This is a genomic window from Niallia taxi (genome assembly GCF_004005475.1).
Classification (GTDB): Bacteria; Bacillota; Bacilli; order Bacillales; family Cytobacillaceae; genus Niallia; species Niallia taxi.
The window spans coordinates 1-14,769 of sequence record NZ_RZTZ01000033.1; the positions used below are offsets into that span (position 1 = coordinate 1).

General features: G+C 40.3%; 18 protein-coding genes, 1 pseudogene and 1 riboswitch. Of the genes and pseudogenes, 6 read left to right on the forward strand and 13 right to left on the reverse strand.

What is annotated here, in order from left to right:
- Together EM808_RS27800 and EM808_RS27805 are read right to left on the reverse strand one after the other, a co-directional pair.
- The coding region (locus tag EM808_RS27800) for an NTTRR-F1 domain (protein WP_127742982.1) at positions 1-2,854 on the reverse strand (2,854 nt) is incomplete at its 3' end.
- Between the two features lie 298 nt (positions 2,855-3,152).
- A complete protein-coding gene (locus EM808_RS27805) occupies positions 3,153-3,920 on the reverse strand; it encodes a TSUP family transporter (RefSeq protein WP_127742984.1) in 768 nt (255 codons plus the stop codon).
- A gap of 111 nt (positions 3,921-4,031) precedes the next feature.
- Between EM808_RS27805 and EM808_RS27810 the strand changes: the two genes are divergently transcribed.
- The 3 genes and pseudogenes from EM808_RS27810 to EM808_RS27820 all read left to right on the forward strand — a co-directional run.
- A complete protein-coding gene (locus tag EM808_RS27810) occupies positions 4,032-4,817 on the forward strand; it encodes a TrmB family transcriptional regulator (protein WP_127742986.1) in 786 nt (261 codons plus the stop codon).
- 108 nt (positions 4,818-4,925) lie between these two features.
- Complete coding sequence (locus tag EM808_RS27815; RefSeq protein ID WP_127742988.1) at positions 4,926-5,786, forward strand: HAD family hydrolase; 861 nt, start codon at positions 4,926-4,928, stop codon at positions 5,784-5,786.
- Between the two features lie 183 nt (positions 5,787-5,969).
- Positions 5,970-6,530: pseudogene (locus EM808_RS27820) on the forward strand (DMT family transporter); the annotation flags it as partial.
- Here the strand turns inward: EM808_RS27820 and EM808_RS27825 are convergent.
- Complete coding sequence (locus tag EM808_RS27825; protein WP_412973765.1) at positions 6,471-6,707, reverse strand: EamA family transporter; 237 nt, start codon at positions 6,705-6,707, stop codon at positions 6,471-6,473. The pseudogene EM808_RS27820 and the gene EM808_RS27825 overlap by 60 nt on opposite strands.
- A gap of 188 nt (positions 6,708-6,895) precedes the next feature.
- Positions 6,896-7,540 (reverse strand): copper homeostasis protein CutC, encoded by a 645-nt coding sequence (locus EM808_RS27830; protein ID WP_127742990.1) that lies wholly within the window; start codon positions 7,538-7,540, stop codon positions 6,896-6,898.
- A gap of 402 nt (positions 7,541-7,942) precedes the next feature.
- Between EM808_RS27830 and EM808_RS27835 the strand changes: the two genes are divergently transcribed.
- Positions 7,943-8,983, forward strand: a complete 1,041-nt coding sequence (locus EM808_RS27835; protein WP_127742992.1) for a LacI family DNA-binding transcriptional regulator — start codon at positions 7,943-7,945, stop codon at positions 8,981-8,983.
- A gap of 94 nt (positions 8,984-9,077) precedes the next feature.
- Here the strand turns inward: EM808_RS27835 and EM808_RS27840 are convergent, their stop codons facing one another.
- The 4 genes from EM808_RS27840 to EM808_RS27855 form a co-directional block, all read right to left on the reverse strand.
- Complete coding sequence (locus EM808_RS27840; RefSeq protein ID WP_127742994.1) at positions 9,078-9,794, reverse strand: DUF4386 domain-containing protein; 717 nt, start codon at positions 9,792-9,794, stop codon at positions 9,078-9,080.
- Between the two features lie 58 nt (positions 9,795-9,852).
- Complete coding sequence (locus EM808_RS27845; RefSeq protein ID WP_127742996.1) at positions 9,853-10,071, reverse strand: helix-turn-helix transcriptional regulator; 219 nt, start codon at positions 10,069-10,071, stop codon at positions 9,853-9,855.
- A 1-nt stretch (position 10,072) separates the two neighbouring features.
- Positions 10,073-10,519: a hypothetical protein gene (locus tag EM808_RS27850; RefSeq protein ID WP_127742998.1), complete on the reverse strand. Its 447-nt coding sequence runs from the start codon at positions 10,517-10,519 to the stop codon at positions 10,073-10,075.
- A gap of 200 nt (positions 10,520-10,719) precedes the next feature.
- Positions 10,720-11,088 (reverse strand): DUF2750 domain-containing protein, encoded by a 369-nt coding sequence (locus EM808_RS27855; RefSeq protein WP_127743000.1) that lies wholly within the window; start codon positions 11,086-11,088, stop codon positions 10,720-10,722.
- 341 nt (positions 11,089-11,429) lie between these two features.
- Here EM808_RS27855 and EM808_RS27860 point away from each other — a divergent pair, with 341 nt between their 5' ends.
- A complete protein-coding gene (locus EM808_RS27860; RefSeq protein ID WP_127743002.1) occupies positions 11,430-12,068 on the forward strand; it encodes a nitroreductase family protein in 639 nt (212 codons plus the stop codon).
- 162 nt (positions 12,069-12,230) lie between these two features.
- Positions 12,231-12,380: a hypothetical protein gene (locus tag EM808_RS28870; RefSeq protein WP_164849822.1), complete on the forward strand. Its 150-nt coding sequence runs from the start codon at positions 12,231-12,233 to the stop codon at positions 12,378-12,380.
- A gap of 164 nt (positions 12,381-12,544) precedes the next feature.
- Here the strand turns inward: EM808_RS28870 and EM808_RS27865 are convergent, their stop codons facing one another.
- From EM808_RS27865 to EM808_RS27885, 5 genes are all read right to left on the reverse strand, one after another.
- A complete protein-coding gene (locus EM808_RS27865; protein ID WP_127743004.1) occupies positions 12,545-13,108 on the reverse strand; it encodes a GNAT family N-acetyltransferase in 564 nt (187 codons plus the stop codon).
- Positions 13,098-13,310, reverse strand: coding sequence for a hypothetical protein (locus tag EM808_RS27870; RefSeq protein ID WP_127743006.1), 213 nt, complete (start codon positions 13,308-13,310; stop codon positions 13,098-13,100). Before EM808_RS27870 ends, EM808_RS27865 begins: the two co-directional genes overlap by 11 nt.
- Positions 13,311-13,510: 200 nt before the next feature.
- Complete coding sequence (locus EM808_RS27875) at positions 13,511-13,696, reverse strand: PspC domain-containing protein (protein WP_127743008.1); 186 nt, start codon at positions 13,694-13,696, stop codon at positions 13,511-13,513.
- 42 nt (positions 13,697-13,738) lie between these two features.
- Entirely contained in the window at positions 13,739-14,212 is a 474-nt protein-coding gene (locus EM808_RS27880; RefSeq protein ID WP_127743010.1) for a small multi-drug export protein, read from the reverse strand.
- A 318-nt stretch (positions 14,213-14,530) separates the two neighbouring features.
- A riboswitch (guanidine-I (ykkC/yxkD leader) is annotated at positions 14,531-14,631 on the forward strand.
- A gap of 50 nt (positions 14,632-14,681) precedes the next feature.
- Positions 14,682-14,769: IS3 family transposase (locus EM808_RS27885; protein WP_164849711.1), on the reverse strand; the 88-nt coding region annotated here is incomplete at its 5' end.

The window sequence follows — 14,769 nt, forward strand, 5'->3', positions numbered from 1 at the left end:
CCCCAGTCGCTCCGGTTGGACCCGCTACTCCTGCTGGACCTGTTGCTCCCGTTGGACCCGCTACTCCCGCTGGACCTGTTGCTCCTGTTGGACCTGCTGCTCCGGCTGGACCTGTCGCTCCGGTTGGACCCGCTGCTCCCGCTGGACCGGTTGCTCCTGTCGGACCTGCTACTCCGGCTGGACCGGTTGCCCCAGTCGCTCCTGTTGGACCCGCTACTCCTGCTGGACCTGTTGCTCCCGTTGGACCCGCTACTCCCGCTGGACCTGTTGCTCCTGTTGGACCTGCTGCTCCGGCTGGACCCGTCGCTCCTGTTGGGCCTACTGCTCCTGCTGGACCCGTTGCTCCTGTTGGGCCTGCCACTCCCGCTGGGCCGGTTGCTCCCGTTGGACCCGCTACTCCCGCTGGACCTGTTGCTCCCGTTGGGCCTGTTGGTCCTGCCACTCCTGCTGGACCTGTTGCTCCCGTTGGGCCGGCTGCTCCCGCTGGACCTGTCGCTCCTGTTGGGCCCGCAACTCCCGCTGGACCTGTTGCTCCTGTTGGACCTGCTGCTCCCGCTGGACCTGTCGCTCCTGTTGGACCGGCTACTCCCGCTGGACCTGTCGCTCCTGTTGGGCCCGCTACTCCCGCTGGACCTGTTGCTCCTGTTGGGCCCGCTACTCCCGCTGGACCTGTTGCTCCTGTTGGGCCCGCTACTCCCGCTGGACCCGTTGCTCCTGTCGGACCGGCTGCTCCGACTGGGCCTGTCGCTCCTGTTGGACCGGCTGCTCCCGCTGGACCTGTTGCTCCTGTTGGGCCTGCCACTCCCGCTGGACCTGTTGCTCCTGTTGGACCCGCTACTCCGGCTGGACCTGTTGCTCCCGTTGGGCCGGCTGCTCCGGCTGGACCGGTTGCTCCGGTTGGGCCGGCCACTCCCGCTGGGCCGGTTGCTCCCGTTGGACCGGCTGCTCCTGCTGGGCCTGTCGCTCCCGTTGGGCCGGCCACTCCCGCTGGACCGGTTGCTCCTGTCGGACCTGCTACTCCGGCTGGACCGGTTGCTCCTGTCGGACCTGCTACTCCGGCTGGACCGGTTGCCCCAGTCGCTCCGGTTGGACCCGCTACTCCTGCTGGACCTGTTGCTCCCGTTGGACCCGCTACTCCCGCTGGACCTGTTGCTCCTGTTGGACCTGCTGCTCCGGCTGGACCTGTCGCTCCGGTTGGTCCTGCCACTCCTGCTGGACCGGTTGCTCCCGTTGGGCCGGCTGCTCCTGCTGGACCGGTTGCTCCTGTTGGTCCCTCTACTCCCGCTGGACCTGTCGCTCCTGTTGGGCCCGCTACTCCCGCTGGACCTGTTGCTCCCGTTGGGCCGGCTGCTCCGGTTGGGCCTGTTGGTCCTGCCACTCCCGCTGGGCCGGTTGCTCCCGCTGGGCCTGTCGCACCTGTTGGACCAGCTACTCCTGTTGCTCCTGTCGCTCCCGTTGGACCTGTTGCCCCAGTTGGGCCTGCTTCTCCTGATGGACCTGTTGCTCCTGTTGGGCCTGCCACTCCCGCTGGACCTGTTGCTCCTGTTGGGCCTGCCACTCCCGCTGGACCTGTTGCTCCTGTTGGACCCGCTACTCCGGCTGGACCTGTTGCTCCCGTTGGGCCGGCTGCTCCTGCTGGACCCGTTGCTCCCGTTGGACCAGCTACTCCCGTTGGGCCTGCTGCTCCTGCTGGACCCGTTGCTCCCGTTGGACCAGCTACTCCCGTTGGGCCTGCTGCTCCTGCTGGACCCGTTGCTCCGGTTGGACCGGCTGCTCCTGCTGGACCGGTTGCTCCGGTTGGGCCTGCCACTCCCGCTGGACCGGTTGCTCCCGTTGGGCCTGCCACTCCCGCTGAGCCTGTCGCTCCCGTTGGGCCGGTTGCTCCCGTTGGACCCGCTACTCCCGCTGGGCCTGCTGCTCCTGCTGGACCCGTTGCTCCGGTTGGACCGGCTACTCCCGCTGGGCCTGTTGCTCCTGTTGGGCCTGCTGCTCCCGCTGGTCCTGTTGCTCCGGTTGGGCCTGCTGCTCCCGCTGGACCGGTTGCTCCTGTTGGGCCCGCTACTCCCGCTGGACCGGTTGCTCCCGTTGGACCGGCTGCTCCTGCTGGTCCCGTTGCTCCTGTTGGGCCTGCCACTCCTGCTGGACCCGTTGCTCCTGTTGGGCCTGTCGCTCCTGTTGGACCGGCTACTCCCGCTGGACCTGTTGCCCCTGTTGGACCGGCCACTCCCGCTGGACCTGGTGCTCCTGTTGGGCCCGCTACTCCCGCTGGACCTGGTGCTCCTGTCGGACCGGCTGCTCCTGCTGGACCTGGTGCTCCCGTTGGACCTGCTGCTCCTGTCGGCCCCACCGGACCTGCCGGCCCAGTTGGACCAACAATCCCAATAGCAGTCAACAACGACACATCATCAACTAAAACACCTGATCCACCCTGTAAAGGTATTAAATTGATAAGCAAATATGCTTGAGTTGTTCCCGGAGGCGCTACTACCGTTGTTAAATTAATTGATTGCCATGTGCTATTCTGAGCATTTGGCAGCCTGTTTGCTGGAATAAATGTTGATAAGCCTGTCCCTAACTGCTGAAAGCTTGCATTAAAGAAGAAAATTTGAATTAACACTGCAGGTGCAGGAAGTGATCCTGGTCTTGCTAATGATAAATTCAATTCAAGTGCATCTCCTGGACTAGCAGGAACAAACTGACCAATATAAGAGGTTTCTGTTCCTTGTGGAAGCAATGCTGAGTATGTGCCTGAATTCGAAAATTGATTTGTCGTGGTTGCATTCGAGGAAGTAATCCAGCCATTTAAATTTCCTGTTTCAAAACCGCCATTACTAATTAAATTCAGTAAACTCATTTTTCTCTCCTTTCCTATACAAAGATTTAACATCTTTACATACTATGGAAAAACGGAAATACTGAATAAGCTACTATCCTTTATTTAGTCACCTATTTTGTTTTTGATTGATTCAACTAATTTTTCTATTAATAAATCGCTCTACTATTTTAAAACACAAATATACAGGTGAGACCACACATATCCATTTAACCTTGTATGATTTTTTTCATCTACTATTCAAAATGAAAAAAGGCAGCCCTATGGCAGCCTTAATCTCAAAATATGTAGTGTAAAATGGCATAAAAGCATTTGAAATTTATTGGATATAATCATAAATATTTTTTACTAATAATAAGCAGGTTACCGCAATAAACAATACTCGTACAAAACTGCTTCCCTTTTTGATAGCAAATCTCGAACCACAAATCGCACCACCCAGTTGGGCAACTCCCATAATTAATCCATATGTATAGTTTACTTGTCCTAGGAAAATAAACATCAATAAACCAGCAATATTGCTGCCAAAGTTTAAGAATTTAGCATTACCTGCAGCCTTTAAAAAATCAAATCCAATCAATAAAAACGCAAACATTAGAAATGATCCTGTACCTGGACCAAGAAACCCATCATAAAAGCCAATGGCGAAAATAGCAGCTAAAAACATGATATAGTGGCGAGGGGATAAGGTTTTTGGTGATGAAATACTACCCCAATCTTTCTTAAAGATAGTATAAATCGCTACTGCCGCAAGCATGATAAGCATCAATGGTTTCAGCATTTCCGGATCCATTAAGTGAACACACCAAGCTCCCAGCATGGAACCAATAAAGGTAAGCGGAAATAATTTATATACTGATTTTAAGTCAAGTTTACCAGAACGATAGAACATATATGTACTAGTTAACGAGCCGATTGTAGAAGCTAATTTATTTGTAGCAACTGCTGCAGCTGGATTCATTCCTGTAAATAATAAAGCCGGCAAAGCAATCAGCCCGCCGCCACCTACTACCGAATCAATAAATGCGGCTAAAAATCCAAAAATAATTAAAATTATTAATAATGATAGGTCAATATCAAACAAGATTGAACACTTCCTTCGCTAGTCACTATCCAAATAGTAACTAATCATTTGATAAATGTAAATAGTTATTGTATCGTTAAACTATAGTACAGGAATAATTGGAGGACAAAAATTGTGAGCGATATTGTACAACAGCTCAAAAAACTAGGCTTTAATGAATATGAAGCTAAATCTTATGTTGCGCTTGTAAAATTAGGACCAGCTACTGCTTATCAAGTCAGCAAGGCTTCAGGCATTCCAAGAGCTAGGATTTATGATGTTTTAAATACGCTTGTCGAAAAAGGGATTGTCTTAAAAGAGGAAATAAATGATGCTGCTCGATATTCCCCACTACCTGTAGAAATTTTTCTTCAAAAAGCACAATCAGAATGGGAAAATACCTATGATGTTTTAAACGACTCATTGAGGGAGCTTGAAACATCTGCCAATGAACCAGATAATCGGGTAATAACATTAAAGGACTATCAAACAATTATTAGCTATTGTAAAACATTAATTAAAAAAGCTGAAAAGCATATTATTATTTCCATCTGGGATGATTTATACCGTGAGCTACAGGATGATCTTGCAGAAGCTTCCAATAAAGTTACCTTAAAAGGGATAACCATACATGTGGAAAACCCGCTAAATAATTTAGAGAGCCACCGAATTACTCCTTTTACAGAAACTTCCTCTACTGAGCATTGGTTCATCTTATCTATTGATTCAAGAGAAATGCTGTACGGACCATCCTTTGAGGAGCGAAGTATTGCTTTTTATACAGATGACCCTGTTCATATTTACCTTTTAGAGGATTATGTATGGCATGATGTATTAGTTAATCGTCTTGTGAGGCGCAGTTCAGATGATTTAGAAAAATGGATTACAAATGAGCGCGAAGCTTTTTTTACAAAAAAATAACGAAGTATATAGGCAAAATGGTTTACAATTAACTGTAAATAGTCGTTATAATATGGAGACTTACTAAAAATGCTCACAAATAAACAGTGCAATATAGGAGGAATAACCTTGTCTTTTAAACCTAAAGCAATTTTTTTAGATATGGATGGTACAATTTTAACTTCTTTTAATAAAGTCAGCTTGAAAACGAAAGAAATTATTGATAATTTACGGGAACAAGGAATCTTTGTATTTATTGCGACAGGAAGAGCATTCGATGAGATAGCCGAATTAGTTCCGGAAGGCTTCCAAGTAGATGGTTTTATTACATCAAATGGAATGGCAGGATATATCGGGGATAAGCCTGTGTTTCAGCATTCCCTTTCTCGCGTATTAGTTGAAACAGTTATTGAAAAGGCAAGACAAAATAAAATATATTACGAGCTATTTCCATACGATTCAGCACGTATCACATTAAATCAGGATAAAGATTATGTGGAACATGAGGTTAGAGATCCACAGCCAGAAGGTGTAGAAATTAATGAATGGCTATCACGTAAACAAGCGATTAAAGAAGAGATCGCTTGGAAGGATTCTATTGAGGGAAATATGTTTTCGAAGTTTTATTTCTTTGCAAGAACAAAAGAGCATATTAATGAATGGAAAGATATACTTAACGAGCTAAAGCAAGAAACTGACTTTACTACGTCAACTTCTTCAAGCCATAATGTGGAATTGATGTTCGCAAATGTAAATAAAGCAACTGGCATTAAGCAGATGCTGGCTCATTTCGGGATATTGGAAGAAGACATATTAGCAATTGGGGATAGTTATAATGATCTGCCAATGTTTGAGTTTGTTGATTATGCCGTAGCAATGAAAAACGCTGCAGAGCCAATCAAAAAAATTGTTAATGATGTAACAGAATTCACTTGTGATGAAGATGGAGTTTATCAATATCTTTCAAGGTTTTCCTCTGTGAAAATCTAGTAAAAATGCGATAGGATATAAGTAATACACGAAGTGATATGAGGTGAGAAAAACATGTATTGGACTCTCTTATTTGAAAATGACGTACCAGCAGTACCCTTCAGCTTCTAATGGAGGGAAATGACTGAGTCTCTCCGATAGGGGCAACTTTGACCTTAAACAAAAAATCGGAGGGTATAAAAAATGAAAAACACCTTATTAGGTTCCTTATATTTAATTCTTGCTTCTAGTATTTGGGGTGGCATGTATGTTGTCGTGAAGGTTGTGGTGGCGGTTATTCCCCCACTTGAGCTTGTGTGGTTGCGCTATTTAATTGCAATCTTGACACTTCTCCTCATAGGATTTGTGACAAAACAAAAATGGCGAATTGAAAAGCGTTTTATTTGGATTATCGTTGCCATTGGGATTATTGGCAATGCCATTTCTATTGTTGCACAAGAAACAGGGACGATGCTGTCAACAGCGCAAATGGGGGCAATCATCACAGCTTCAACACCTGCATTTATGGTTATTTTTGCCCGCCTCATTCTTAAGGAAAGCTTAAATATTAAAAAAGGAATCTCTGTATGCCTAGCCACAATAGGTGTTATTCTTATTGTTGGCATAGGGGATATCAATTTGTCCAGCACACTTGGCGGGGTTTCTCTTGTTATTGCTGCCTTAACATGGGCACTTATGTCTGTTCTAGTGAAACGCATTCCAAGCAATTACTCGCAAATTGTAGTAACAACCTATTCTATTATCTAATAACAGCCAACCAAGCAATGTTCCCACTACTGGCTGAAAGAAAAAATAAATTCCACCGCTTGAGGCATTAAGCATTTGTAATCCACGGTTCCAGAGAAGAAAGCCGCCTGCTGTTGAGATAACACCTAAATATAATAGTCCACCCCAAATTGTCGGATGAGTCAGTTGCATCATATTCAATTCAGGTAAACGCGGTAAAACAAATGGTGTTAACACAATAAGTGCGACCAAAAAAAATCGGCTTCATGTTTTGGATAGGTTCTATCCTGATTTTAATAGGTGTGTTATTCGTTATTAAAGAAGATAAGTAAAAGTATTCCCCTTCCATTATTGTGGAAGGGGGATACTTTTATATATACTCATCATAGCTTTACTATTTTTGTTCCATGTGCTTCTTTCACCTGCAAAGCATCTAATAGCCCTTCTAAATTTTGATAATTAACACCAGCACCTGGTAAAATAATAATCCGGTCACCTGCATATTCAATTAGCTTCTTTAGATGTGGGAAGTTAGCTTCTATGCTCTGGTCTGAACTGCCACCATGTGTCAAAATTCTGCTAACCCTCTTTTCAGCAAGCCAATCAATTGCTTTAAACTGAGCTTCTTCTGACAATTCATCGAATGCCATATGAAAAGTGATTTCCATATCTTCTGATTTACTTATCAACTGAGAAGTCAATTCTTCATCAATCCACCCATTCTTCAAGCAGCCAAATACGACTCCATCTGAGCCAAGCTGCATACAGATTTCAATATCATTTTCCATTATCTCTGCCTCTGCATGACTATATTCAAAGCCTCCACCTCTTGGTCTGATCATAGTCATAACCGTAACACCGGCGTTATGTGATATCTCCACCGCTTTTTTAATTACCCCATAAGATGGAGTTGTCCCCCCTACTGCTAAGTTGTCACAAAGCTCAATCCTTTTTGCTCCCGCTTTAATTGCAGCAGGAATGTTGGTCAGGTTTTCTGCACAAAATTCTTTCAATACAACACTTTCCATACATTCATCTCCTAAAATTACTAAACCTAAAACTACTTGTTAACCTGTTAACACCATATCGCGTTGTAAGCGTTTTTTCAAATCATTCTTATAATACCTCTCTAAAAAGCACTTGTACAAAAAATAATTCCTAATAAAAGGAATAAAGAATTGAAAGAAGCAGGCTACCAAAATCATAAAGATTTATCACATACACCCTCTTAATACTCACTCAATTCCAAAAATTTTATCATCTTAATAAATAAAAAAGTCTTATATGAATGCTCGTTAGTTAGTGCAAAACACTTCAATTATTTAAAAGCAATCTGTATTTTCCTCCCATTGTTTTACTAAACTATACTAAACTAAATAGAATAGTGGTGGTATAATTAAGGAACGAAAGTATATATAGGAGGAATACGATTGAAAATCGATGATATCGCAAAATTAGCCGGTGTTTCTAAATCAGCTGTTTCTTTGGCATTTAATAATAAACCTGGCATCAGTGAACAAACAAAGGAGCATATCTTAAAAACAGCAGCTATTCACGGCTATACACCTAGAACTGTAAAAAAAAGATATGATAGCCCTTTAAAGAAGAACCATATTATTCGCTTTGTCGCTTGTAAAAATACAGATGTAATTACAGACCAATACGATTCCCAGCCTTTCTTTAGAGAACTGCTTAATTATTTGACTGATATTGTGAGGGAAAATGGATATACATTAGCCATTTCTTCCATAAATATACATGAACTAGAAAGTAACCTATCACAATTGGAGGCAGACCAAGAATCAGCAGGTATTCTTCTGTTAGGAACAGACCTGCCGCTAGAGAAGATGGAAGAAGTAGAGTCCATACACCCTAACATTGTTGTGTTGGATACTTTATTCGAAGCTTCTAATATGAGCTTTGTGTCAATAAATAATTTTCTAGGCGGATTTCAAGCTGGTGAGTTTTTGTACAAGCTAGGCCATCGAAAAATTGGCTTTATTAAATCAAATGAACGTATATACAATTTTTCAAAAAGAGAGGCAGGATTCCTGCATTCATTGGACAAAAATGGACTTAGCTTGAATGGATCGTACGTTTTTGAGGTTGCACCGATGCAGGTTTTATCTCAAGAATCATTAAAAAAATCAATTGCAAGCCTTAAGAGTCTTCCGTCAGCGTTTTTTTGCGAAAATGATTATATGGCGATAAGTACAATTAAAACACTGCATGAGCTTGGCATTAAAGTACCTGAACAGGTTTCTGTCTTAGGCTTTGACAATATATATGAAGCAAACATTATTAGCCCTGAATTAACAACTGTTCAAGTCAGAAAAGATGTGCTGGCAAAAACAGCAGTGGAAAAGCTTGTTCAATCCATTTCTAGCAATAATTTCGGCGGGACACAAACCCTCGTGAATACGGAAATTATTCAACGAAATTCCTGCATTGCTTTTTCTTCATCAAAATGAAGAGTATTATGCAAACACCAAAAAGCCTGCTGGATGAAATGAAAACCACAGGCTTTTTTAGCTAAATGAGCAATCGTCGATTAAGCTGATAATATTAACTACTCACATTTTGTTTCTCTTTTATTATTTTTAAAAGCGGAGTATCATTAAAGCCTTTTGCGATAAGCCATACTGCTAGAATCATTTCATTAGCTGCTACAGGCATAGCTAATAAAGCACCCCAGACTGAAACTTGTTCAATCACATCAAACATTACTAAAATAGAACAAGTAAATACGAGAGCTGCACCTGTCATTCCTATAATAGGGATAAACCGCGGTACGAGCTTCGATTTATAAAAGATAAAACTATACATCATTGTGTTGATGCCAAGCATGAAATTCGGACCAAGTAAAAATGTCCATTCATGTATCGCTTTCAGTACGGTTCCATTTGCTTCAAAGACAGAAGAATTTTGCGCGCCACCGGCTATATATTCCTGGCTTAATGTTAGTAATGCCAGAACGCTGATTATCCCGATTATAATAAGAACAGCCTCGAGAAACCGGAAGCAAACATGCCAAAGTGCAATAGTACCATCATACTTTTTCAAGATCGGATACATCGTAGTTGCAGTGCCAACTGCTGATACAACAAGTATTAATTCCAAAACCGCCCCTAATACTACCTGTCTTGAATGTTCAGCACCTGCAGTAAGATAATCTGATTCATTTAGAATCGGATCATATAGTAATAGCCCTATGACTGCTGTAACGGCAGCAAGTATAAACAGAATTCCGACTAATCTAGCAGCTTTTTTGTTTGAATTCATAAAAATCCCCTTCTCTTTGATAAATTCAAAAACGTGGAAACCGCACAACTAAAAATTTTTAATTGTCTTTTTCGTAAAAGAAAACTTCTTCTAATGGCATATTAAAAGCATGGGAAATACGAAAGGCTAGTTCTAAGGATGGGGAGTAGTTACCTTTTTCGAGTGCCACAATAGTTTGTCTTGTCACGCCTGCCTTGTCAGCCAATTGCTGCTGTGTCATTTCATTATGGTTAAATCGCAATCTTCTAATATGATTGCCGACAAGATGCTTTCCCATATTAAACTCCTTTCCGGTAATGATAAAATTTTGTAACTGATCCCGTTACATCAGCAAGGAAACCTGAAATAATTAGGATGATAAACATTACTTGCAATGGTTGTGAAATTACTAATGCTGTCATTGATGAAAGAAAACCGAGGATAAAAATAAAGAAGGAATTTCGATTTGCTTTAAGCGCAATTAACTTGTCGAGCTCATCTTCAAATGATGGCTGCTTTTCTTTAGTTGTTACACTAAATAGGATGTTAAAAATAATGCTGATAATGATATGTGCAATAATGGAAACTAGTGTCAAAAGCAGAACGAATCTGCCCCAAAAGGGAAGAATTTGATCTTCTAGCACACCCCCTAATGGATATTGTGGGTACATCCAAAAAGAAAATGAAACAAAAATGATTACAGCACTGACTATTGATACAATACTTTTCTTTTCTTGATAGGTCATCCATCAACACCCTTTGTATATTTAGTTTGACATAAGGTAAAGTTTCTTATACACAATGTATAATAAACTTTACATCGATTCAAGTACCATTTTAATAAATGGGCTAATAATCTTAGAAAACAAAAAAGGGACTAATGGATGAATTAGCCCCTTCTTACCAATCATGCTACTTTTGTTTCACGAGAAAAAGTGAAAACTCTTTATATATTACGAAGCATTTCTTTTATCTCATCACGAGTTTGCAGGATTGCTCCTTTTTCACTTGGAAATATGGCGGCCACGCCATTATCCTTTTCTATTTCAACAAGTAAATCATCCAAAAACTCATTCAATGGAATATTGAATGCCTCATACTTCTCGCCTATCACTTCCGCCTCCATCTCCGCAAAGCTTCTCCTAGGCCAAACAGGCAATGAAAATTCAAAATCGTCCTCTTCTTCTAACGTTAACAAGTCCCCATTTTCATCGCGCAGCAACCAAACCTGCTCATCCATAGAGACAATTGTATAAAAATAGATAAGCCGTTTTTCAGCAGGACGTTTTAAAATCATTCGTTTAAATAATTTCATATTGTTTCTTCCTTTTCTGTTTATCAATAGAATTATTATTACTAAATAGTACTGCTATAACAGTTTATAATAGAAAAAACTATATTTCTATTACAATTATTTAAAACTATCCAAATATTATAAAATTATTTCTTCCTACCACCCTTACCATAGACACTGTTCTTCTTTTTTGCTAATTTTGTCTTTTTAACTTCGGTTTTTACTTTTAAAAAATGCAAATTACATTTTTCCAATACTTTTTGATTGCAATCGAGGCAGAATTATAATATTATTTGATATATCAATTATTGATAAGTCAACTATTGATACATCAACTAATTTTAAAGGAGAATTATTATATTATGAGTAAATTCCAAAAAACAAATGACTTCAACGAAATTGTATATGGTCGTCGTTCCATTAAAGTATATGATCCAACAGTAAAAATCAGCCGTGAGGAAATGATCGAGATTCTAGAGAAAGCTTCCAAAGCTCCGTCCTCCATTAATATGCAGCCTTGGCGCTTTGTAGTGATTGATACGGAAGAAGGTAAAGAAAAGCTAGCTCCTCTATCTAGATTTAATAAAGAGAAAGTACTAAGCTCGTCTGCAGTAATTGCTGTTTTCGGAGACAAGAAAAACTTTGATTACGCTGAAGAAATCTACAGCAATGCTGTTGAGCTTGGCTATATGCCTCAAGAAGTTAAGGATGCTCAAATAAACGCATTTACACCTTATTATGCAAATATGTCTGAGGATGTAATGAAGGATACTATCATGCTTGATGCTGGTCTTGTTTCCATGCAGCTTATGCTAGTTGCTCGTGCATATGGTTATGATACAAATCCAATCGGCGGTTATGAAAAAGACCAAATTGCCGAAAGCTTTGGTTTAGAAAAGGATCGTTATATTCCAATTATGCTTCTAACAATTGGTAAAGCTGCAAATGAAGGCTTCCAATCTTATCGTCTGCCTGTTGATACGATTACAGAATGGAGATAAAACACCACTTCTTTTTGAAGTCATGATAAACAATTAAAACCTTTATGATATGACCCTGCTCTATAGAGTGGGGTCTTTTACTTTATTTTTACCTGCTCCATCCAAATCCAACTAATAATATAAATATGAAATCACATACTAACAATAATGGAGGTGAAAGAGATGAAAACAAAAGATGATTTCTTAGAAGGAGCAAAAGTCACAGATGATGCTCATACATATGGGCCTTCAAATGGAGGAAGTGCAGAGCACCATTCTCCACAATCTGTTCCTAATACAGAAGCAGCTAAAGCAGGCAAGAAACGAAAATAAAATATTTGTTTAAAGAAGAAACTTAGAATAATTTCCCCCTTTAAGTAAAACAGTAAATTTAAAATTATTGTCTGCTTAAAGGGTTGCTTGTCTTGTTTAAAAACATGAATTACTCAAAAGCAAAAAAAAACGGCTTATCCGCTAATGGACAGCCATTTTCTATATTATTGAAAGAACAGTTTAGAAACCCTCTGTAAATGCTGGGTAAAGTCCTCTTCTAGTATTGCCATAAGGATATGATCACGCCATTCTCCATCTATCAATAGACTCTTCCGCTCTAAGCCTTCTTTCACAAATCCTGCCTTTTCCAACACTCTAATCGAACCAGGATTTTGCGGACTAACACCTGCGATTACTCGATGAAAATTCATTTCTGTAAAGATAATTTTCAAACCTTCCGTTAAAGCCTGCTGCATATAGCCTTTTCCATTATGCTTGGAGTCTAACTGATATCCTACCATGCATGTTTGCTTCGGGCCTCTTTCGACAAAGAAAAAGTTGATTGCACCAATTAATTCTGCTTCTAGGAAAATACCAAAATCATATCTTTCATCATTTTTTGCTTTTTCTATACTTTTTTCAATCCAATTTGTCTGGCCGTCTAAAGTATAAAACGCTTCACTTGGTTTAATTGGTGACCATCTTTCGAAATGCTCTTTATTGTTTAATTCCAGCTGTAGCTTCATGTGAGCGTCTGTTATTTCATAGAATCTAATATTAACCTTCATTGTCTCTGTCCTTTAATATTATTACTGGCTTTTTTCGTATTACTACCTTTTTCTTAAGATAGTAAGCACCGCCAATAAGTACAATAACTCCAATTGTTCTTATAATGATCGTATTAGTTAATTCGTCATTAAAAGTGATACTGCTAAAAACACTGCCTATAACTATTATTACAATGGCAAGTAGCAAATGAATTATTCTCATATAATACCTTCCCTTTTAAATAATCCTACTTTAACCTATTTTATAGCAGCTGTATCTTTGAAAATGAAGACGCATTTTTAGTAGCAATTATTTCAACCATCTCTCACAAACCAGTTTTTTACTAATAAAATTATTTCACTATTCCCTTAAGAATTCAATATATATTTAATATAATTACAGGCTACTAATTCTTCTTTTGCTTATAATGAGCGGGGACTATCTGCCATCGCGTTAGCAAGAATGAGATATACAATGATATTTGAGGGTAAAGTAACAATAAATATTAATCTCACTGCAAACGAAGATATCCCAAAGTATTCTGCGATACCGCCGCAAACTCCGGCTAACGCCTTATCGGTTGCTGATTTCCTTAACTTATTCCTCACAATTTCTCTCCATCCTTCGAGTTAAAGTGCTTCTTTTTATTCTTACCATTTTATATACTGCAAGCCATAAACAGAGCCGACTGTCATAACAACAGACCAAATAACTAAACTAACACCAAGCCAAGTGACAACCTTCTTTCTAGAAGAACCAAATATAAGTGCCATTAATGCAGCAAGGTCTGTGCCAAGGATAGAAGGTGATAACAAAGCAAACACAGGCAAACCGTACTTTTCCCAAATTTGTTTGGCTCGTGTTTCTCGTTTGGATGGCTCTGTTATTCCTTTTTTCGCTTTTCTTTTCCTACGCCATTCAGCTATTTGTCTAAAAAATATCGCGAAAACTAACACCATTAAAAAATTACCTAAAAAGGCAATAGTTCCAACTGCTACTGGTGACATATCAAAAAGAATACCAACTGGAATTATATAAAAAACATCTAGAAATGGTAATAACGAAATAATAAATAAGGCAAAATATTGCCACATTCCATCTGCACTTTGAACCCATTCAACCATCTATATCCCTCCATACTTGTGTAGTTTAAAACTGTATTTTTATTCCTTCTCTAAAACTTAATACGAATGAATAGTAGAAAAGTTCCGAAAATTACCCTTAAGGCATTTGTCATGTTGCTGATCTTTTCTTAACGGAAATAATTTTAGTTAAAAATGCTCTGCGCATCATAATGAGAGCGTTATCTTTTTATTTATACTTTCTAAATTCCAAAATAATATGTTAAATAATATGTTAAATAATCTGACAACTTAATTGACGTCTTGATTTTTGTCTTTATACTCATAACTAACAATTAATATTGGTTCTTGTCATAGAACAAAGATGCCGCCTAGGGTTCCGGTTTGTAAAACGTCTGGTCCGAGAGGTAGCGTACGGTATTGCTGTACTGTATACACGGAGGGATAAAAGCCCGGGAGAATTTTGTATAAAAATAAAGTGTACCCTTTGTAAAGGACATTTAAAAAAAGCCTAGGCAGTTTTAAGAAGATGATCTCTGTATTGAACAGGGGTCATCTTTTTTAAGTTCCACTGATATCTATAGTAATTGTAATAAATC